The organism is Porcincola sp. LCP21S3_C12, from assembly GCF_052118625.1.
GTDB lineage: Bacteria > Bacillota > Clostridia > Lachnospirales > Lachnospiraceae > Porcincola.
Window position 1 is genome coordinate 29057 of the sequence record NZ_JBQKGW010000017.1, and the last position, 19971, is coordinate 49027.

The 19971-nt window shown below is 51.3% G+C and carries 15 protein-coding genes; 12 read left to right on the top strand and 3 right to left on the bottom strand.

Going from position 1 to position 19971, the window contains the following annotated elements:
- Nucleotides 1-16: 16 nt before the first annotated feature.
- Nucleotides 17-709: an ATP-binding cassette domain-containing protein gene (locus ACTQ1N_RS09615; RefSeq protein WP_441956543.1), complete on the bottom strand. Its 693-nt coding sequence runs from the start codon at nucleotides 707-709 to the stop codon at nucleotides 17-19.
- Nucleotides 710-895: 186 nt separating this feature from the next.
- Between ACTQ1N_RS09615 and ACTQ1N_RS09620 the strand changes: the two genes are divergently transcribed.
- The gene (locus tag ACTQ1N_RS09620) at nucleotides 896-2614 is read left to right on the top strand and encodes a hypothetical protein (RefSeq protein ID WP_441956544.1); all 1719 of its coding nucleotides are present in this window, start codon (nucleotides 896-898) and stop codon (nucleotides 2612-2614) included.
- An 80-nt stretch (nucleotides 2615-2694) separates the two neighbouring features.
- On the opposite strand, the gene ACTQ1N_RS09625 is transcribed toward ACTQ1N_RS09620, so the two are convergent.
- Together ACTQ1N_RS09625 and ACTQ1N_RS09630 are read right to left on the bottom strand one after the other, a co-directional pair.
- Nucleotides 2695-3180 (bottom strand): flavodoxin family protein, encoded by a 486-nt coding sequence (locus tag ACTQ1N_RS09625; protein WP_441956545.1) that lies wholly within the window; start codon nucleotides 3178-3180, stop codon nucleotides 2695-2697.
- 34 nt (nucleotides 3181-3214) lie between these two features.
- Nucleotides 3215-3394: a DUF4250 domain-containing protein gene (locus ACTQ1N_RS09630; RefSeq protein WP_441956546.1), complete on the bottom strand. Its 180-nt coding sequence runs from the start codon at nucleotides 3392-3394 to the stop codon at nucleotides 3215-3217.
- 204 nt (nucleotides 3395-3598) lie between these two features.
- On the opposite strand from ACTQ1N_RS09630, the gene ACTQ1N_RS09635 reads away from it, so the two are divergent.
- The 11 genes from ACTQ1N_RS09635 (at nucleotide 3599) to ACTQ1N_RS09685 (ending at nucleotide 19965) form a co-directional block, all read left to right on the top strand.
- Complete coding sequence (locus tag ACTQ1N_RS09635; protein WP_441956547.1) at nucleotides 3599-4243, top strand: hypothetical protein; 645 nt, start codon at nucleotides 3599-3601, stop codon at nucleotides 4241-4243.
- 2 nt (nucleotides 4244-4245) lie between these two features.
- The gene (locus ACTQ1N_RS09640; protein WP_441956548.1) at nucleotides 4246-5607 is read left to right on the top strand and encodes a replication-associated recombination protein A; all 1362 of its coding nucleotides are present in this window, start codon (nucleotides 4246-4248) and stop codon (nucleotides 5605-5607) included.
- A gap of 1 nt (nucleotide 5608) precedes the next feature.
- Nucleotides 5609-7387 carry an arginine--tRNA ligase gene (gene argS / locus ACTQ1N_RS09645; protein ID WP_441956549.1) on the top strand — a complete coding sequence of 593 codons (1779 nt, stop codon included), beginning with the start codon at nucleotides 5609-5611 and terminating at the stop codon, nucleotides 7385-7387.
- A 219-nt stretch (nucleotides 7388-7606) separates the two neighbouring features.
- A complete protein-coding gene (locus ACTQ1N_RS09650) occupies nucleotides 7607-9298 on the top strand; it encodes a serine/threonine protein kinase (RefSeq protein WP_441956550.1) in 1692 nt (563 codons plus the stop codon).
- 211 nt (nucleotides 9299-9509) lie between these two features.
- Nucleotides 9510-12290 carry a hypothetical protein gene (locus ACTQ1N_RS09655; RefSeq protein WP_441956551.1) on the top strand — a complete coding sequence of 927 codons (2781 nt, stop codon included), beginning with the start codon at nucleotides 9510-9512 and terminating at the stop codon, nucleotides 12288-12290.
- Between the two features lie 8 nt (nucleotides 12291-12298).
- Nucleotides 12299-12952: a CPBP family intramembrane glutamic endopeptidase gene (locus ACTQ1N_RS09660; RefSeq protein ID WP_441956552.1), complete on the top strand. Its 654-nt coding sequence runs from the start codon at nucleotides 12299-12301 to the stop codon at nucleotides 12950-12952.
- Nucleotides 12953-13031: 79 nt separating this feature from the next.
- A complete protein-coding gene (glyA, locus tag ACTQ1N_RS09665; protein WP_441956553.1) occupies nucleotides 13032-14270 on the top strand; it encodes a serine hydroxymethyltransferase in 1239 nt (412 codons plus the stop codon).
- Nucleotides 14271-14324: 54 nt separating this feature from the next.
- On the top strand, nucleotides 14325-15179 hold the full coding sequence (locus ACTQ1N_RS09670; protein WP_441956554.1) for a putative manganese transporter: 855 nt from the start codon (nucleotides 14325-14327) through the stop codon (nucleotides 15177-15179).
- Nucleotides 15180-15332: 153 nt separating this feature from the next.
- Complete coding sequence (gene hslO, locus ACTQ1N_RS09675) at nucleotides 15333-16214, top strand: Hsp33 family molecular chaperone HslO (protein ID WP_441956576.1); 882 nt, start codon at nucleotides 15333-15335, stop codon at nucleotides 16212-16214.
- Between the two features lie 61 nt (nucleotides 16215-16275).
- Nucleotides 16276-18231 (top strand): NAD(+) synthase, encoded by a 1956-nt coding sequence (locus tag ACTQ1N_RS09680; RefSeq protein ID WP_441956555.1) that lies wholly within the window; start codon nucleotides 16276-16278, stop codon nucleotides 18229-18231.
- 45 nt (nucleotides 18232-18276) lie between these two features.
- Nucleotides 18277-19965, top strand: coding sequence for a formate--tetrahydrofolate ligase (locus tag ACTQ1N_RS09685; RefSeq protein ID WP_441956556.1), 1689 nt, complete (start codon nucleotides 18277-18279; stop codon nucleotides 19963-19965).
- Nucleotides 19966-19971 lie beyond the last annotated feature (6 nt).

Genomic DNA, 19971 nt, shown 5'->3' on the forward strand with positions numbered 1-19971 from the left:
TCGCTTCCGGTCATAGTCAGAGTGCATGAACCAGTTTGCTGATGTCGCCGTCAAATGTATATGGTTTCAGAGAGCCGTTCTTCAGGATGAAGGTCCTGGAACAGGAGACGATTTCCTGAATTTCATGAGAAGCCATGATGACAATGCCGCCCTGCCCGCAGAATCCTTTCAGGTAGTCAAGAATAACCTGCTTGCAGACCAGGTCCAGCGCTGCACCTGGTTCATCCAGAATCAGAATCTTCGGATGATTGGCAACTGCACACCCGATGGAAACCCTTTTTTTCATACCGCCGGAAAGTTTCAGAACCTGGCGGTCCAGAAAGTCACGAACCTGCAGATCTTTCAGTACGCCGGACTGCAGCTCCTGTGAGAGTGTATGACGTCCGCCCGGGTACCACAGGCGCAGGTTGTCTTTTACGGATAGTTCCTCGAGAAGCGGCGTAGTCTGGGGAACGTAACCGACCACATGCGAACGGAGAACAGGACGGCGCAGAAGATCGCCGGTTTCCGGGAGAGAGGGTTCTTCAAGAATAAATTCACCTCCATCAGCCTTCAGTGCACCTGCAAGGATCCCGAGCAGTGTCGACTTTCCGCAGCCATTCTCGCCGAGAATGCCGATCGAGGTTCCTGAGGATGCGGCGAACGTAATATCCTGCAGAACTTCTTTGTGCCGGTAGCTTTTTCGGATATGGGATATCTGGATTTTCATATATGCCTCAGTGACGGTCTTTTAGTGAACGGTGTCCTTCCTACTTTAACATAGAAGGAACAGGGGTGCACACAGGAAAAATGATTTTATCTGTGACAGAATCGTGGGCAATTGTTGGGCACTCTTACAGTTGTAATCCCTGAGTAAGTCTGATATATTGATCGTACTCATCAAGGAGGCAGGTATATGAAGCACAGACGCAGGTTATTCTGGGCATATGCGCTTGCAGCGGTGATTGCCCTTTCATTTGTCCTTCCGGCAGCCATTGCATCACAGCCGGATTCAGAGTCACAGCCGGGAGCTTCTACAGAAAGCACGGAAGAACCCGCAGTGGGGATTGAGACGGAAACAGAGGGGATCTCTCAGGCGATCGGACAGATTCTAGCCAGGGGATATGACCTGACGTTCGATATCAGCCTTGAGGAACCTATGAGGGAAGCTATATCCAGTGCGGCGAAGGGCTTTGATATGTCCTGGGCAAAGGAAGCGGCCTTCACAGGAACATCCTCCGGGAATGATGACGGGGGCATCGATGCATCCGGCACGCTTTCTCTCAACGGAGCCGATCTGTATGATGGGCGTATGTCGGTTGACCTGAATGACCTGATTATTTATCTGGTCTGTCCGCAGTTCCGGAAGACGCCGTTTGCTGTCGATCTGAAGAAGCTGGCGTCAGCAGCTCAGGATGCTGCTGTTCAAACGGCAGGAAAAAGCAACGCCGGAAAGAAGGCCGTGAAAGCCGCAGGAAACTTCAAGGCCAGCTATGTGAAACTTCTCCAGGAGGGAACAGATCTGGTGAAGGATATTCAGCCAAAGGAGCTGACCGCCTTTTCGAAGCGTTATGCGGACGTGTTTAACCAGTATGCGGAGAAGGGTGACCATGAGAAAGTGACCATCACAGCAGGGGCGCTTTCCGAGGCAATCAATACACATACCATCACGGTCGATCGGGATGCAATGTCGAAGATTCTCTCTGCCAGCCGGGATTCGCTTTCAGAAGACAGTCTGATACAGAAGGTATTGAGAAGTGATTTTGCGGTGGATGTCGCAAACACGATCATGACTTCAATCAAAGCAGACGGGCTGTTTGATAAGGAGTCGCTGTACAAGGGATATCAGGGACTTTTGAAAAAGGCAGATGAAGGGGTTCTCTCGAAATGCCCGGGCTTTTCTCTGACGTATGGAATGGACGGCGATGGAAGGCTTGCAAGCCTTGATCTGAGTCTGCTTTATACTGGCGTAGAGGTCAATCTGTTTTCGTTGAAGATGCTGTCGCGCGATACCCATGCGGCGATTCAGTTTGATCTTGGAACGCTTGTATCTGCGCTTGCGGCATCGAAGTTTGGCGGAGACGCAAACGGAGAGACCGGGATCCTTCTGGAAGCTGATACGGAAGAAAATCAGTTCAATGGCACGGCTTCCCTCACAGTTGCTGGTCAGCTGCTGGGTCAGCTGGAGGCGAAGGATTTTGTGATCGATGACGCAGAGCAGGGAAAACTGAACGGAAGTCTTTCCCTTACGGCCGGAGAAGCTGTTTTCGAAGCAGTGTTTTCCAGCCAGAAGGCAGGCGCAGTCAAGGTGACAGGACGGTATAACGGGACAGATTATCTGACAGTCAGTGCCAGCGCAGAGGCAACGGATCATGCAAAGGTCAAGAAAATAAACCGGAAAAAGGCAATGGAGGTGTACGATCAGTCAACCTGGGATGCATATATCAAGGATGCGAAGATCACGAAGATGATCAGAAGGCTGACATCAGGCGGTGTCCCTGACAGTATTATTGATTCACTGACAAGCGGGGAAGCCGTGACAGAGAAGTCAAGGGAGAACACAGTTGAGCACGATGGCACCGGTGAGCTGGAGAATGGTGAAGTCGGCGGTGCGGATATTGGACATAACGAGTAACTGAATAAACGATGGAATGAATAAAAGAAGGGGCATCGGGATGCGTTCAATCCTGATGCCCCTTTCTGTAAGGAGCTGTATTACTCTGCCCATGCAAGGCAGAACTCTTCAAGCTTCTGCCTTGTCTTGTCCGGATTCTTCAGCGGGCTGACAAGGCTGGTGGTGACACTGACGGTGTTGTCGCGCCCGACGAAATGACGGATGCGGTCGATCATCCTGTCTGCTTTTCCGGAGGCGGAGCAGGCGCAGATGACAACCTGCTTTCCGGAAAAAGATTCCTTGTTCAGGAAGGTTTCCAGTGCCGGCGGACAGGTACCAGCCCATACCGGGGAGGCGATGACAATCGTTTCGTAGTCTTCGAGGTTATGCCGAAGTCTCTTGATTCTGGGTTTATAGTGGATGAGAGCCTGAAAACCACCTGCGGCAAGCTTGCGGAAACCCTTTCGAACTGGTTCATGTTCCGGGATCAGCTGCTCCAGGTCAGCACCGGTGATGTCTTTGATCTGGTTGGCAGCGAGTTCTGTATTCCCGTCAAGCGAATAGTAGACGACAAGAATTTTACTCATATGCATATCCTTTCCATGTACAGTGAGCGTGAATTCAGCAGAAACGGTTCAGTCTCGCATCGTATCGGTAATCGATCGAACGCAATTTGTCTTCAACCGTTTTCCTGTCAGCACCGTGGTTCTTGCAGAAGGCATCAAGGTTATGGTAACAGTCTCTCAGCTCCGTATTGACAAAGCTGAGAAGAATCATCGGACTTTCCGGAAGGTCACCCATATGTATTCTCCCCTCATTGATTTAAGAAAGGTTCTCTGGAATGCGGCTGTACGGCCACAAGTATTATAGAGGGAACGAGACGCTCCGTCAATTGTACCTATTCTTGTCAATCGGAGAAGTGGCTGATATACTTTGGGAGAATAATAGATTCAAGGACGATTCCAGCCGCTGTGGCTGGTTCACAGGGACATGTCAGGAGGCGTTATGGCAGGTGTGATGAAACAAAAGACAGATGAGGAAGAGCGGCTGACGAAAGAGGAGGAATTCCGGATTGATCAGAGAATTCGAATCGGTGTTATTCTCGGGGCAGCTCTGATTCTTGCGTATCTGGCATACTGTGCCGTGAAGAAAATCCAGATCGGTGTTGTCTATTATGTGATTGTCGGAGCCTTTATCGCGCTTTACTGGTTGTTTTCGGATGTCATTGCGTTGAAACTCAAGCACGGTTTTGCAGGCAGAACGGCAGTCCAGAAGTCAGCTTATATGAAAATGGCGGCAGTTGATCTTGTCGGAGTGATCGGGCTCGGAATGTTTCTGGTGAGCGGTGTCGGAGATTCGGGCAACAATGGCAATTCTGGGGGCAGCTCTCTGATCGGCGCAGTCATATATCTGGTCTGTTTTATGACAGCAAAGCGTCTGCGCCTGCAGTATGAAAAGGAACCTTCCGAGGATGATGGGGCGAAAACAACAGAAGAAAAGAAGGACGGAATCAATTCGCTGCCAACAGCTGCAGACAGAGAGAGGCGTCATGTGACAACGGCGGAGCGGCTTGCGGCGTTGAATCGGCAGGTTCAGGATGAACACGGTCCCGAGGAACAGTCATCTTCTGCCGGGGAGGATGATGACTGAATATGGATTTATTTGAGTATGCGGCATCGAAAAAGAGGGAATCTTCTGCACCGCTGGCATCGAGAATGCGCCCAAGATCGCTGGATGAGATTGTGGGGCAGGAACAGATCATCGGAAAAGACCGGATGCTCTACCGTGCCATCAAGGCGGACCGGCTGAGGTCGATTATCCTGTATGGTCCGCCTGGAACTGGGAAGACAACGCTGGCGGAAGTGATCGCGCACACAACATCGGCAGCATTTACAACGATCAATGCTACTTCCGCGGGCAAGAAGGATATGGAGGAGGTTATCTCGAAGGCGAAGGAAGCGCTTGGCATGTACGGCAAACGTACCATATTGTTCATCGACGAGATCCATCGATTCAATAAAGGACAGCAGGATTATCTTCTTCCATTCGTTGAGGACGGAACCATTATTCTGATCGGGGCAACGACCGAGAATCCATATTTTGAGGTGAATGGGGCTCTGCTTTCAAGATCTTTGATTTTTGAGTTGAAGCCTCTTTCAAAGGACAACATTGAAACCATTCTGAGGCGCGCGGTTTCCGACCCGGATCGCGGGATGGGAAGTTTTCAGGCGGTTCTTTCAGAGGATGCCTGCAGCTTTCTGGCGGATATGGCAGACGGGGATGCCCGGGCGGCACTGAATGCACTGGAGCTGGGGATATTGACGACAAAGCGGTCCGGGGATGGACAGATTCATGTGACGCTTGAAGTTGCACAAGAATGCATTCAGAAGCGGATGGCAAAGTATGACAAGGACGGCGACCAGCATTATGACACCATATCAGCGTTTATCAAGAGCATGAGGGGGTCAGATCCGGATGCGGCTGTATTTTACCTGGCCAGAATGCTGAATGCCGGGGAGGACATCCGGTTTCTGTCAAGGAGGATCATGATCTGTGCGGCGGAGGATGTTGGCTGTGCAGACCCGATGGCGATCGTTGTAGCGGCTTCTGCCGCACAGGCCGTTGAGCGGATCGGTATGCCGGAATCTCAGCTGATCCTTGCGGAGGCGGCGATCTATGTGGCGACTGCGCCGAAAAGCAATTCCGCCACGGAAGCAATCTTCAAAGCTGAGAAGGCAGCGGCTGAAACAAAGATTACCATTCCATCATATCTGCAGGATGCCCATTATGGCGGGTCTGCCAGGCTGAATCGGGGAATCGGATACGAGTATGCTCATGATTTCCCAAAACATTTTTCTAAGCAGCGGTATCTTCCAGAGGAGCTGGGAGATACCCGGTTTTACCAGCCATCCGGTCAGGGACATGAGGAGATCATCCAGAGATATCTGGACTGGCTGCATGAGGATCTGACGGGAGACAGTACAGGCAGTTATCATCACAAGAGGGAGAATTGACATGGAACATATACTGGATCTGATCAGCAGCTATGTGGCGGAAGCCTTTGAAATTGCAGGATATGACAGAAGCCTTGGAAAGGTAACGGTGTCCAATCGCCCGGATTTGTGCGAGTATCAATGCAATGGAGCTATGGCTGGTGCAAAGCTCTATCACAGACCTCCACTCCAGATTGCGGAGGCAGTTGTCGATATCATTGACGGGATGGATGCATTTTCGAAAGCAGAGGCTGTTCGGCCTGGTTTTATCAATCTGAGCCTATCGCCTTCCTTCCTGAGCAGTTATCTGCAGGAGATGGAGCAGGACGATTATTTCGGTGTGCGCAGGGCAGAGAAACCCGCCATGATTATCATTGACTATGGTGGAGCGAATGTTGCCAAACCGCTTCATGTCGGCCATCTGCGTTCGGCAGTTATCGGGGAAAGCATCAAGCGGACACTCCGTTATCTTGGCAACAATGTTCTGGGTGATGTCCATCTGGGGGACTGGGGCCTGCAGATGGGGCTGATCATCACAGAGGTGCGGCACAGACACCCGGAGCTTCCGTATTTTGATGAAACCTTCACAGGAGAATACCCGAAGGAGGCTCCATTTACGATCAGTGAACTGGAGGAGATCTATCCGGAGGCGACAAGAAAATCGAAGGAAGATGAAGCCTACAAGGCGGAAGCCCTTGATGCCACATATCGTCTGCAGCAGAAACAGAGAGGTTACTATGCCCTCTGGCAGCATATCCTGAATGTTTCCGTGAAGGATTTGAAACGCAATTATGACAGCCTGGATGTCACGTTTGACCTTTGGAAAAAGGAATCGGACGCGCAGCCGTACATTCCGGGGATGGTGGATTATCTTAAAAGAAACGGATATGCACATGTAGACCAGGGAGCGCTGGTCGTCGATGTCGCAGAGGAAGGGGACACCAAGAAAATACCGCCATGCATGATCCTGAAGTCGGATGGTGCGTCTTTGTATAACACAACGGACCTGGCGACGATTGTCATGCGCAGAGAGAAGTGGGATCCGGACGAAATCATCTATGTTGTCGATAAGCGTCAGGAGCTTTATTTCACACAGGTCTTCCGGTGTGCCCGAAAGACGAAGCTGGTGAAGGATGACACAAAACTCGAATTCCTGGGGTTCGGGACGATGAATGGGAAAGACGGGAAGCCGTTCAAGACCCGCCAGGGAGGTGTCATGCGCCTGGAGCTTCTGATCCGGGACATCAATGAGGAAATGTACAGGAAAATCATGGAGAACCATGAGACCGAACCGGATGAGGCACGGAAGACAGCTCAGATCGTCGCTTTGTCTGCCATCAAGTACGGGGATTTATCCAATCAGGCGTCCAAGGATTATGTCTTTGATGTCGATAAGTTTACTTCGTTTGAGGGGAATACCGGGCCATATATCCTGTATACCATTGTACGGATCAAGTCGATTCTGAGAAGATACCTGGCGGAAATGAAGCTGCCGGCGGAAGCAATCAGCCGGTGCAGGATACTTCCGGCAGCAGGGGAAGCGGAAAAGGCGCTCTGCCTGGCGCTGACAGGATTCGCGCCGGCAGTGGAGGAAGCTGGTGCACAGCTGGCTCCGCATAAAATCTGCGGGTATCTGTACCAGCTTTCAAATGAGTTTAACCGCTTTTATCATGAGACACGGATTCTGGCAGAAGAGAATGAGGAACAGCGAAAGAGCTATATTGCTGAGCTGGAACTGACCAGAAAAGTACTGGAACAGGGTATTGATCTGCTGGGATTTTCTGCACCGGATAAGATGTGATCATCATACTCTGAAGAATTCTGGTTCTGAAAAAATTTCTGAAATTCGGGATTGCGTGGAGAAGCAATCTATTTTATACTGTGTCCATGGATGGAGAGACTTCGCAAGGAGTCTCTCCTTTTTGCGCCTATGGGAAGAAACAGCACAGTGTCCGGATCGATGCCCCCACAGACATCTGATACGCGGACCTGACAGAAGGGCAGAAGAAGGAGGAGCCGAATGAGGGAGCAAATGACGACTCTATCAGGACGCTACAGGCTGCTCAGAAAACTGGGGGAAGGTGGTTTCGGAGAAGTCTATCTGGCAGTTGACAGCAGGACGGACCGGTTCTGTGCGGCCAAGAAGCTTTCGGAAGAAAGCGGAGGCTGCTTCCGTGAACTGTGGATGATGAAAAAACTGAGAAATCCGCATTTGCCGCAGATTTATGATGTTCTGGATGAAGGAGAGAGCTGCTGGATGATTATGGAGTATATCCGTGGAATCCGTTTTGACAGTTATCTGGAAGGCGACAGAACACTTCCTGAGCTTCAGACACTTGAAACGGCGATCCAGCTGTCCGAGGTACTCTGCTATCTTCAGAAGCAGGAGCCGCCGGTTTTCCATCTGGATATTAAGCCGGGAAATCTGATCCGTGCCAGAGACGGGACTGTAAGGCTGATTGATTTCGGCGCGGCCTTCTCGAGGCCTTTGCCGATAGCAAATGCGGGAACAATCGGGTATGCGGCGCCGGAACAGTACGAGAAGAACGCTGCAAAAGATGCCCGGACGGATATCTATGGTGTGGGAGCAACCATCTACAGGCTGGTATCCGGAAAGATGTACAGGAAAAACCTGTCGGGAAGCAGGGTACCGGGCTGCGGAGAAGCATTTTCAGAGGTGATTCTGAAGTGTCTTCGGGAACAGCCGGAAGGCCGTTTTCAAAGTGCGGGACAGCTAAGGTCTGCGCTTGTGGCTGTCAGACGATGTTATGGGAGGGAAAAAACAAAGAAACAGCTTCTATCCGCACTTGCATTTATGCTTCCGGCTGCCGCATTGTGTGTGACCGTTTTTCCGGATACTTTGAATGTTTCCAAAGATGAAGGGTGGAGTGTTACGAAACTGCTGGAGGAAGCGAAGGTTTCAACAAAGGGAGAAAGCCAGAATATTTACAGGAAAGCGGCATTCATGGAGCCGGGGAACCCGGAAGTTTATCTTCAGTATCTTCAGGATGCGGGGAGAGATGGTGTGTTCTCGGAGAGTGAGGAGTTGTTTCTCCGGGAGATTCTTCATACGGTTCCGCTTGGCAGTCAGGATACGAATGAGGATAGTCTGAGAATGAACCTTGAAGCGTATGGAAAAACAGCAGCCGAGATCGGAAGGATGTATCTGTATGAATACAGCGGGACAGATGCAAGCCGTATTGCAGGAGGATGGTTTGCAAAGGCGGTGGAAGCGGGGGAGGAGATGATGAATGAGCGAAGCAGGGAAAAATCAGCTGAAAGAAGGACATCGGAAGAGGAAGGATGGCTGAAGGAAGCCCGGTATTGTCTGAAAATGCTGTCTGTAGAGGAGATGGACGGAGCCGGGCAGGATCGGGCGACAGTTCGTATTCTGGACTGGTGGGAGGGCTTGAAAGAAGGAAAGGAGTTTCTCGGCCAGGATCAGAATTCCCTGCTTCACCTGCATAGAATCCGTGACACCATCTGGAAGATCGCCTTTCGGATTGCAGATTTGCGGAAAGCTGGTATTGAGACCGGCCAGATCCGCGAAGAAATTCGGGACCGTATCAGACGGGCAGACCAGCTGGGTCCCGGCACAGGTGATTCAGAGGACTCAGACAGAAAAGAAGCCGTCCGTAAAATTTACGATCAGATCAGGGAAGCAGAACAGACAGCACTTCTGAGACTTGAGGGATGGGAGACGGAGGTTTGAGAGCTGCCTGACAGACTCGCTTTTGAGGAGGAAAGAAATGGGGGATGGAGGCAGCAGCCTCTAGGAGCAGGAACAGGTGGGAAAGGGAGGGTGTCTGGTAGGATAGATGAATCATAAAGCAGGCTTTTATTGTTCCGGTGGTTTCCCTTGCAGGGCAGCACGGACATTCCTGATCTTTGTGCTGGCCCTTGTACTGACGCAGGCGCGTCAGATGGCATTCAGTGCGCATGCAGGTGAATCAAGGCGGATAGAGACAGAAAAGCAGAACGGAGACAGGGCTGGAAAGTCTGGAGAAGCGGATGAACAGGAAGAGGAGCAGACGGAACCGGAGACAGACGACCCGCAGGAAGTTGATGGCGGAGAGACAGAAGTTCCTCAGAAACAGGAAGCGGAGGAGCCGGTCTGGGAGATTGTTCTGTCAGATATCCATCCGGAGGTGCCGGAAGAGGGGCGGGTTTATGATGGAACGGACCAGATTCGCATTGCATTCAGCTGGGATATAAGGAGGAGATGTTCTGAGACTGACACAGATTCTGAAGAACCGTCTGACAATGCGGAGGGAAAGCTGGTACCGCCGAAGGTATCAGTGACATGTGACGCCCGCCTTGAGAGCCCGGATGCAGGGCTGCGAAACGTCCTGTATGATTTCAGAATTTCTTCAGAGGATCCGGAAACGGCAGGCCGAATCCATATTGCAGACGGTTTTACAAAACCGGATCTGGTTGTTGAAGTGAAGAAAAAAGTGCTTTCCGTCACAATTCCGGATGGAAAGAAGGTGTATGGAAAGCCGGCACAGATGGCCTACATCTGGCCTGACGCATCATCCGAGCTTGAAATGAACGCTGGTATGAAGGACGGGGAAGGGGGCACTGTTCCACCGGACAGAATTTTACGGGTAGCGGTGTCCGGCTTTTTGACGGATGAGAAGGGATTCGCTGTCATCCCAGAGAATTTTGAAGCGCCGGAGATCACGGTTGATCAATCGGTGCTTCAGAGTGACAGTCCGATGTACGAGGATGGAAAGGATGCAGTGTATGAGGGGGCACTTGTCATGAAACGAAGGGACGGCCTCTGTCTGACTGGCAACCCGACAGAAAACTATGAGTTTTGTGAGGATGAAAAGAGTCCGCTGTACAGGCGTGGTTCTGTCAGAATCATGCATGAGATGGTAAGGGAAGGGATACATTTTGAAATCGAAGGAGAGAGCATTGTCAGGAGAGATGGGAGGCTGATCATCAGGAAAGGAAGGGGACTGGAGGTCAGAATCAGGAAAAATATCCATTATAACAAAGGATATAAGATTGATGAAATCAATGAGGATGGTACCTTACAGTTCAGACTGACGAAGACAAACCGAAAGGGAGAGCTTCTCGCCAGATCTCTTCCGGTTGAGATTTCCGTGACGACGGACGGGCAGGTGCCACCCGCAAGACTGATCATTACTGATGCGCGCATGACTGATGGGATTGCGTTTACACCGTCAGTCTGCCGAGTCGAAGTGATCCCTCAGCCAGACGACAGAAGCGGGATGAGGAGCGTCAGATACCGGGTAAGGAGGGGCAGTCAGGTGCAGAGAATCCTGCAAGATCCAGGCAGCTGGATTGAAGGACTCCCGGATACTTCGGCAACGCTCAGCCTCCAGGAGGAAGGAATCTGGCAGATTGAGGTGGAATCACAGGATCTTGCAGGCAATGCCGCATTCGTCTGCAGTCCCCCGATCGTTGTTGACCATGAAGACCCTCTGATTGAGGTCGATGGTGTTTCAGATGGAGACGCTTATTCCGGAATCGTGCGGATTGTCTGTTCCATCCGGGATCGCTGGTACCAGAGGGGATCAGCTTCCGTTCAGTTCTCATCGCTGTCAGGCGGAAAGGCTCCGTCAGAAAGCGGCAGGAGAGAATCAGAAGAGGGGGTGGAAATACAGTTTGCAGACTTCGATCATACGAAAGAAGCGGATGCATGGTATCATATGACTGTTTCCGCTCGGGATATCGCCGGAAACGTACGGAAGAAGGAGCTGGTGTTCTGTATCAATCGGAATGGCTCCGTATATGGACTTGCGCCCGAAAGCCAGAGAAAACTGCAGACCTATTATCACAAAGAACCATTTGACGTGGTATTCCTGGAATCCAATATCAGTGATGTCAAGGATGCGATGGTTCTTGTGATGAAGAATGGAAAGAGGACGAAGGCAGGGGCAAGACGAGAGATGCGTTCGAACGCATCCGGGAATACCGGGATACGGCAATATCGTCATGTAGTTGCAGCAGACTATTTTCAGGAAAGCGGTCTTTATGATGTCATACTGATGACCTCGGATCAGGCAGGAAACCGTGCAGACAGCCAGAGGCAGACTCTGCAGGTTCGATTTGCCGTGGACACCGAACCGCCCCGGTTCCTTGTAAGCGGAATCGAAAAGTTCGGCGTATACAGGGCGGATGAGATGACGATTGGAGTGCACGTGCGTGATAATCTGGCGCTCAAGCGTGCAGTTGTATACCTGAACACGGAACCCTTGATGACATACTCAGCCAGGCAGCTTCGGGAGAATGGAGGCAGCCTCAAGGTCACACTGGGCATGAGCCAGCTCTGGCAGCGTCTCCAGATTTTTGCAGTAGATGAGGCAGGCAATGAGGGCTGGTCTGAAGAATATCCTGTTTTCATTAAAAGGGAAGGAAAGATTCCTGAGAAACAAGTTCCCGGAGAAAGTGCGAGGGAGCTGGCTGAACGAAGAATGGGAAGTGAGACCGAAGAAGAGCCGATTTCCAACGAGTGGGATCGACGCAGGCAATTTCAGGCGGAAGAAGGCGCACTGAATAGGGACAAGGTCCGGATCGCTCATGAGGAACGCTATCTGGATGACCGCAGAGAGGAGCGTCGCTGGGCAGGCAGACCAATGATTTTTGCTTTCCCGCTTTTGTCTGCTTGCGGCACAGTATGTCTTCTGGTGATCTGGAAGACAAAAATCAATAGAGAGAGGAAACAAAAATAACAGGGAATATGGACAAAAATTACCGAAGTGCGTTTTTACCGGTACTTCTGTGGCTGTTTGTGTCGGGCATCATGACGGCTGTATTCCAGGCTGCAGCAGAAAAAACAGGAACCCTTCCAGATGTGGATACAGCCGCATCCGGTGCTGCGTCGGCGTTGCTGATTCCTGCTTACCTCTTGATGCTGAAGAGGTGGAAGCTGTCAATTCATTCTAAAGAGAAGAGCGGGCTCCGGAACAGAGGTCCTTGGCTTCTGGCAGCGGGGATCGCCGGGGCGGGTTTATCCTTGCTCTATGGATGGCTGACAGCAAAGATTCATATTTCAGAGTATTTTACAAACGACGTGCAGCGGGCTTATTATTCTGCACCGCTCTGGCAGCAGCTGATCGTTTTTTGTATGCTGACACCTGTATGCGAGGAGCTGCTGTTCAGAGGACTGGTTTTCGGTACCGTTAGAAGGAAAATCTCAGGATGGAGGGCGGCCGTATTAACTTCTGCGTTGTTTTCGGTTCTTCATGGGAACCCGATTCAGATGCTCTATGCGTTTCCGATGGGACTGGTTCTGCAGGTTTTCCTGTACATGGAGGGAGGTCTGGAGGCACCGATTCTCCTGCATATCTGCGCAAACCTGGCATCCGTCCTGACAGAGTACATCCTTCGTTGACTTTTCGGATAAATTCTGCTTATATTTGTAGAAATGCACAAGATGTTGGGTTCAGCCTGTATAAAAAGGAGAGAATGCCATGTATTCGCTTGATGAAGTAAGACGAGAAGATCCGGAAGTTGCTTCAGAAATTGAATCCGAGATTGCCAGACAGAACAGCCATATTGAACTGATTGCTTCAGAAAACTGGGTATCCCATGCGGTAATGGCAGCGATGGGGAGCCCGCTCACCAACAAGTACGCGGAAGGGTATCCGGGGCACCGGTTCTACGGTGGCTGTGAGTGTGTGGATGTCATCGAGAACATTGCCAGGGAAAGAGCAAAGCAGCTGTTTGGCTGCACGTATGCCAATGTCCAGCCTCACTCCGGCGCACAGGCAAACATGGCGGTGGAGTTTGCCCTTCTGAAGCCGGGCGATACGCTGATGGGCATGAATTTATCAGAAGGAGGACATCTGACGCATGGAAGCCCGGCCAATTTTTCCGGTGCTTATTTTCATGTTGTCCCCTATGGAGTCAACGCAGATGGATATATTGATTATGATGAAGTTGAGCGGATCGCGGAGGAGTCGAAACCGAAGCTGATTATTGCGGGGGCAAGTGCATATCCGAGGATCATTGATTTTCAGCGGTTTGCGGAGATTGCGCATCGTGTCGGCGCCTATCTTATGGTCGACATTGCCCATATAGCTGGACTGGTTGCAACGGGACTTCATCCAAGTCCGTTCCCGTATGCGGATGTCGTGACAACGACAACACACAAGACGCTTCGCGGTCCGCGCGGCGGACTGATTCTGTCCAGTGAGGAGTTTGCGAAGGAGCACAAGCTTAACAAGGCCGTTTTTCCAGGTATCCAGGGAGGCCCTCTGGAGCATGTGATTGCAGCCAAGGCTGTCTGCTTCAAAGAGGCGCTTCAGCCGGAATTTAAAGTTTATTGCAGCCAGGTGGTGAAGAATGCAAAAGCCCTTGCAGACGGACTGACAAAAAGAGGAATCCGCCTTGTTTCCGGGGGAACGGATAACCACCTGATGCTTGTGGATTTGACAAATACAGGGAAGACAGGAAAGGAAGTGGAGACTGCGCTGGATGCAGTCGGAATTACTGCCAACAAGAACACCATCCCGAATGATCCGCAGTCCCCGTTTATCACATCCGGACTTCGCCTCGGAACGCCTGCAGCGACAACAAGGGGGCTGAAGGAGGCGGACTTTGATGTTGTAGCAGATGTGATCGCAAAGACAATTCTGGAAGGAGATGCACAGTCGGAAGCATGCAGGAAACTTGTGGAAACGCTGACAGCCCGGTATCCGCTGAGCTGAGTAAAGCCGGGGATTTCATATAACAATCCCGGTTGAGGAGTAAGACAGTTGTACATGAAAATACTTGACGCAATTTGGGACGGAACACTGGACACGCTGAAACTGATTCCGTTCTTGTTTATCACCTACCTGGTAATGGAGTGGGTCGAACATCGGACATCGGATCATACAAAAATAGCAATCAGAAAGGCCGGGCGTCTGGGACCGCTTGTGGGAGGCGTTCTGGGAGTGATTCCCCAGTGCGGTTTCTCCGCAGCCGCAGCCAGTCTGTATGCGGGCAAAGTCATAACCGCGGGAACCCTGATTGCAGTGTTTCTGTCAACATCGGATGAGATGCTTCCGATCCTGCTGTCTGAACGAGCCGGAATAGGTTTTATCACAAAGGTTCTGATTGTGAAAGCACTCTATGGAGTGATCGCAGGATTTTTGGTGGATTTTCTGTTCAGAAAACTGAATGAGAGAAGAATCGGGGTTGGCATTCACGGAATCTGTACACAGGAACATTGTCACTGTGAGAAGGGAATCGTCAGATCAGCGCTCAAGCATACTGTAAGCATCACATTCTTCATTCTGCTGATTTCCATTGCGCTGAATATTCTTCTTACAATCGTAGGAACAGAGAATTTGTCGAACCTGGTTCTGAACCAGCCTGTAATCGGAGAAGTGCTTGCCGGTCTGATTGGTCTGATACCGAACTGCGCGGCATCAATTGCTCTCACGCAGCTGTATCTGGAGGGAATCATGAGTGCCGGAGCGATGGTCTCAGGGCTGATGGTCGGAGCGGGCGTCGGACTGCTTGTGCTGTTCCGGACAAACCGTCATACCAGGCAGAATATCCAGCTGACGATCCTTCTCTATATTCTGGGGGTTGCCGGAGGCCTGATTGTGCAGGGGCTCCGGATATTCTGAATGTGGATGATTGCAGGGAGAACAGACGGAACCGGGAATTCAGGGTTTGATTCGGGAAAGAATATTCCGGAAATGAACATTCCGGCAGAAAACATTCAGGCAGATATGTCTGGTAGAAGGGACCGCCTCGTGCGCGTCCAGGAGGACAGATAACTGATGGATTACATGGTGCGGGCGGTTGCAGCGGATGAGTCAATCCGAGCATTTGCCGCAACGACAAAAGAGACAGCGGAATACGCACGGCAGGCGCACAGGATGACGCCTGTCTGTACGGCAGCGCTTGGACGGCTGCTCACCGGAGCGGTCATGATGGGCAGTATGATGAAGGAAGACAAGGGTGTTCTGACAATTCAGGTAAAGGGAGACGGGCCGATCGGCGCACTCACAGCGACGGCCGATTCGAAGGGTCATGTGAAAGGATATGCGAACCACCCGGGAATCGATCTTCCGCTGAAGGACAACGGTCATCTGGATGTTGCCGGAGCCGTTGGGGCAGGGACGCTGACTGTCATCCGGGACCTGGGATTGAGAGAGCCGTATGTCGGAACCATCCAGATGCCAAGCGGTGAAATTGCGGAAGACCTGACCTATTATTTTGCAGAATCAGAGCAGGTACCGAGCTCTGTCGGGCTTGGAGTTCTGGTTGATACGGACCTTAGTGTCAGGCAGTCTGGCGGTTTTATCATACAGGTGATGCCCCAGGCGGACGGACAAGTCATAGATCAGCTTGAGACAGCACTCAGGTCAATGCCATCGGTCACATCCATGCTCTCCGATGGCCTTACACCGGAGATGATTCTCAGCCAGGTGCTGGGAGAGCTTCATGTAAAGATCGAAGAGAAGATGCCAGTATCATTCTCATGTGATTGTTCGAAGGACCGTGTCAGGCATGTCCTGTCGACGCTGCAGCTGAGTGATCTTGAGAGTCTGGCTGCAGATGACAAGCCGATCGACATTGCATGCAATTTCTGTGGGAAAACCTATCGGTTTGACGCCGATGAACTCAGGAAAATTGTAGAAAGACGAAAGGGCTGACAAGCCCCTGACTGATGAGCCGGTATCTGGATGATGAGGAAACCGGAAGAGGGGATCATTCATGTGGGATGGATTTATCAAGACAGCTGCTGTTACACCAAAGATCCGCGTTGCGGATGTTTCCTATAATGCGGAAGAGGTCATACGGCTTTCCAGAGAGGCAGCTGAAGAAGGGGCGAAGATTATCGTTTTTCCAGAACTGGTTCTGACTGCCTACACATGTGGGGATCTGTTTCTGCAGGCACCATTGATCCGGAAAGCTGGCAGGGCACTTCTTGATGTTGCACACAGGACAGCAGACCTGGAGTCTTTGATTTTTGTCGGGCTGCCCATCGAGATTTGCGGAAAGCTGTATAATACTGCAGCTGTTCTTCAGAGAGGAAAGATTCTGGGATTTGTTCCGAAGCGGTCGCTCCCCAACTACAATGAATACTACGAGGCCAGATGGTTTCACCCTGGCATTGAGACTGTCACGGAAATATCATTTTTCGGGCAGACAGTCCCATTCGGAATGAACCTGCTGTTTCGGTGTATTCCGGAGGATGAAGAATCACAGGACGCGGAAGCAGAGACACCCGGAGGCCTTGCGGATCTGGTGGTCGGCGCAGAACTCTGTGAGGATTTGTGGACGCCTGATCCGCCATGCACCAGAGCTGCGATGGCAGGTGCAAACCTGATTGTGAATTTATCAGCATCGGTTGAGGTGACAGGTAAGAACGTTTACAGAGAACAGCTGGTTTCGATGACCTCCGCCAGGCTGATCACAGGTTATATCTATGCCAGCGCGGGAGAGGGAGAATCCTCACAGGATCTCGTTTTTGGCGGGCAGAGGATGATCTGTGAAAATGGAACAATGCTTGCAAACTCCGGCAGGTTTACGTGCGGGATTACATATGCAGAACTTGATATTGACAGGCTTCTGGCAGAGCGCAGGAGGATGACGACATACCCTTCGGAGCCATCTGCGGCATACAGGATCGTTCCGTTTACTCTGAGGATGGAAAAGACAGTTCTGACAAGAACATATGACAGGAGGCCATTTGTTCCGGACGTGCAGGCTGACAGGGAACGCAGATGTGAGGAGATTCTGACGATCCAGGCATTGGGACTGAAGAAAAGGATAGAACATGTGCACAGCAGGGCGGCTGTGATCGGAATATCAGGAGGACTTGATTCGACACTGGCTCTGCTCGTAACTGCACGTGCTTTCGACCTGCTTTCGATGGATCACAGCGGGATTATTGCTGTCACGATGCCGGCATTCGGAACGACTGACAGGACTTATCACAATGCTGTTGAGATGTCGAAGATCCTTGGCTGTACATTGAAAGAGATCAATATTAAAGAAGCAGTCCAGATTCATTTTCGGGATATCGGACATGATCCGTCAGTGACGGATGTAACATACGAAAACGGGCAGGCAAGAGAGCGGACACAGATTCTGATGGACCTTGCCAATCAGTATGGCGGGATGGTGATCGGAACAGGGGATATGTCTGAGCTGGCTTTGGGATGGGCAACCTATAATGGCGATCATATGTCCATGTACGCTGTCAACTGTTCGGTTCCGAAGACGCTGGTCAGACATCTTGTACATTATGTTGCAGATACCTGCGGAGATAACCGGCTGAGAGAAACACTTCTGGATGTGCTTGACACGCCTGTGAGCCCTGAGCTGCTTCCGCCTAAAGATGGTGTGATCGCGCAAATCACAGAGGATCTGGTGGGGCCATATGAGCTGCATGACTTTTTCCTGTACTATGTCCTGCGGTTTGGATTTGATCCGCTGAAAATCTACAGACTGGCGAAGCTTGCGTTCAGAGGAATCTATGAGGATGATGTAATTCTGAAGTGGGAGAAGACATTCTACTGGAGATTTTTCTCGCAGCAGTACAAGCGGTCCTGCATTCCGGACGGGCCGAAGGTCGGGTCCGTTGCACTGTCTCCGAGAGGGGATCTGCGGATGCCGTCGGATGCAGTGGTTTCAGTCTGGAGGGAAAAGCTGGATCTTCTCTGAGAAAAACAGAAGAACGGCAGCAATGGAGGATGAGGGAGGTAGGACATGACGGTCAGAACGGATATCGAGATTGCTCAGGCTGCTGAAATCAGGCCGATCAGGGAGATTGCAGAGAAACTTGGCATAGATGAAAAATATCTGGATTTATATGGAGCGTATAAGGCGAAGATCGACAACCGGCTTCTGAAAGATCAGAAAGACAAGCCGGATGGAAAGCTGATCCTCGTGACAGCCATCACACCGACACCGGCTGGTGAGGGGAAAACGACGACCTCTGTTGGCCTGGCAGATGGGCTTTCCGTGATCGGAAAGAAGGCCTGTGCAGTTCTCAGGGAACCATCGCTGGGACCGGTATTTGGGCTCAAGGGCGGTGCAGCAGGCGGCGGATACGCGCAGGTTGTTCCGATGGAGGATATCAACCTTCATTTCACGGGAGATTTCCATGCGATCGGCGCAGCAAACAATCTGCTCGCGGCCATGATTGATAACTCAATCTATCATGGCAATCCGCTGAACATAGATCCGAGAAAGATTACCTGGAAAAGATGTGTGGACATGAACGACCGTCAGCTGCGGTTTATTGTTGACGGATTGGGCGGAAAAGCCAATGGAGTGCCCAGAGAGGATGGATACGATATCACGGTTGCATCGGAGGTGATGGCGGTCCTGTGTCTTTCCTCTGATCTTTCGGACCTGAAAAAAAGACTTTCAAAACTGATTATCGGATATACCTATGGGAAGCTTTCGGAACAGAAACCTGTGACGGCGGGCGATCTGCATGCGGAAGGCGCGATGGCGGCGCTTTTAAAGGACGCAATCCGCCCCAATCTGGTTCAGACACTGGAACATACACCTGTGATTATCCATGGCGGCCCGTTTGCAAACATTGCACATGGCTGTAATTCTGTGATCGCGACAAAGATGGGCATGAAACTGGCGGATTACACCGTTACGGAAGCTGGCTTTGGCGCAGACCTGGGAGCTGAGAAGTTCCTGGACATCAAGTGCAGAAAAGCCGGGATACATCCTGATGCCGTAGTCGTGGTGGCGACGATACGTGCGCTCAAGATGCATGGAGGAAAGGCAAAGGACCAGCTTGGCGAGGAAGATCTCCAGGCACTGAAGGAAGGGCTTCCGAATCTGCTCCGGCATGTCAGCAATATCCGGGATGTCTTTGGGCTGCCCTGCGTGGTCGCGCTGAATGCATTTCCAACAGATACACAAAAAGAGTGGGAGCTGGTTGAAACAGAATGCAGAAAGCGTGGCGTGAATGTCGTTCTGTCTGAGGCGTGGGCCAAGGGCGGGAAAGGCAGTAAGGGGCTTGCGGAGGAAGTCGTCAGACTGTGTGAAGAGCCGAATCATTTCCGGTATGCCTATGCGCTTGAAGGAACGATTGCAGAGCGGATTGATCAGATTGTCCGGACGGTTTACAGAGGAGACGGCGCTTTGCTGAGTGATGCTGCGGTAAAGGAGGCAGTACAGATTGAGAGGATGGGCTTTGGAAATCTTCCCGTCTGTATGGCAAAGACACAGTATTCATTCTCAGATGACCCGAAGAAACTTGGGGCTCCTGAGCATTTCCGTGTAACAGTCCGCAGCCTCAGGGTGAATGCCGGTGCAGGTTTTATCGTGGCGCTGACCGGCGACATTATGACGATGCCTGGTCTGCCGACACATCCGGCAGCAGAGAATATTGATGTTGATGAAAACGGAAAGATCACTGGACTGTTCTGAGGTAGT

Bases quoted from the DNA above. Each gene is read 5' to 3' on its own strand.
- ACTQ1N_RS09655 (WP_441956551.1), top strand. From the start codon at position 9,510: ATGGCATTCAGTGCGCATGCAGGTGAATCAAGGCGGATAGAGACAGAA.
- ACTQ1N_RS09650 (WP_441956550.1), top strand. From the start codon at position 7,607: ATGAGGGAGCAAATGACGACTCTATCAGGACGCTACAGGCTGCTCAGA.
- ACTQ1N_RS09620 (WP_441956544.1), top strand. From the start codon at position 896: ATGAAGCACAGACGCAGGTTATTCTGGGCATATGCGCTTGCAGCGGTG.
- ACTQ1N_RS09660 (WP_441956552.1), top strand. From the start codon at position 12,299: ATGGACAAAAATTACCGAAGTGCGTTTTTACCGGTACTTCTGTGGCTG.
- glyA (WP_441956553.1), top strand. From the start codon at position 13,032: ATGTATTCGCTTGATGAAGTAAGACGAGAAGATCCGGAAGTTGCTTCA.
- ACTQ1N_RS09615 (WP_441956543.1), bottom strand. From the start codon at position 709: ATGAAAATCCAGATATCCCATATCCGAAAAAGCTACCGGCACAAAGAA.
- ACTQ1N_RS09670 (WP_441956554.1), top strand. From the start codon at position 14,325: ATGAAAATACTTGACGCAATTTGGGACGGAACACTGGACACGCTGAAA.
- ACTQ1N_RS09640 (WP_441956548.1), top strand. From the start codon at position 4,246: ATGGATTTATTTGAGTATGCGGCATCGAAAAAGAGGGAATCTTCTGCA.
- ACTQ1N_RS09635 (WP_441956547.1), top strand. From the start codon at position 3,599: ATGGCAGGTGTGATGAAACAAAAGACAGATGAGGAAGAGCGGCTGACG.
- ACTQ1N_RS09685 (WP_441956556.1), top strand. From the start codon at position 18,277: ATGACGGTCAGAACGGATATCGAGATTGCTCAGGCTGCTGAAATCAGG.
- argS (WP_441956549.1), top strand. From the start codon at position 5,609: ATGGAACATATACTGGATCTGATCAGCAGCTATGTGGCGGAAGCCTTT.
- ACTQ1N_RS09625 (WP_441956545.1), bottom strand. From the start codon at position 3,180: ATGAGTAAAATTCTTGTCGTCTACTATTCGCTTGACGGGAATACAGAA.
- ACTQ1N_RS09680 (WP_441956555.1), top strand. From the start codon at position 16,276: ATGTGGGATGGATTTATCAAGACAGCTGCTGTTACACCAAAGATCCGC.
- ACTQ1N_RS09630 (WP_441956546.1), bottom strand. From the start codon at position 3,394: ATGGGTGACCTTCCGGAAAGTCCGATGATTCTTCTCAGCTTTGTCAAT.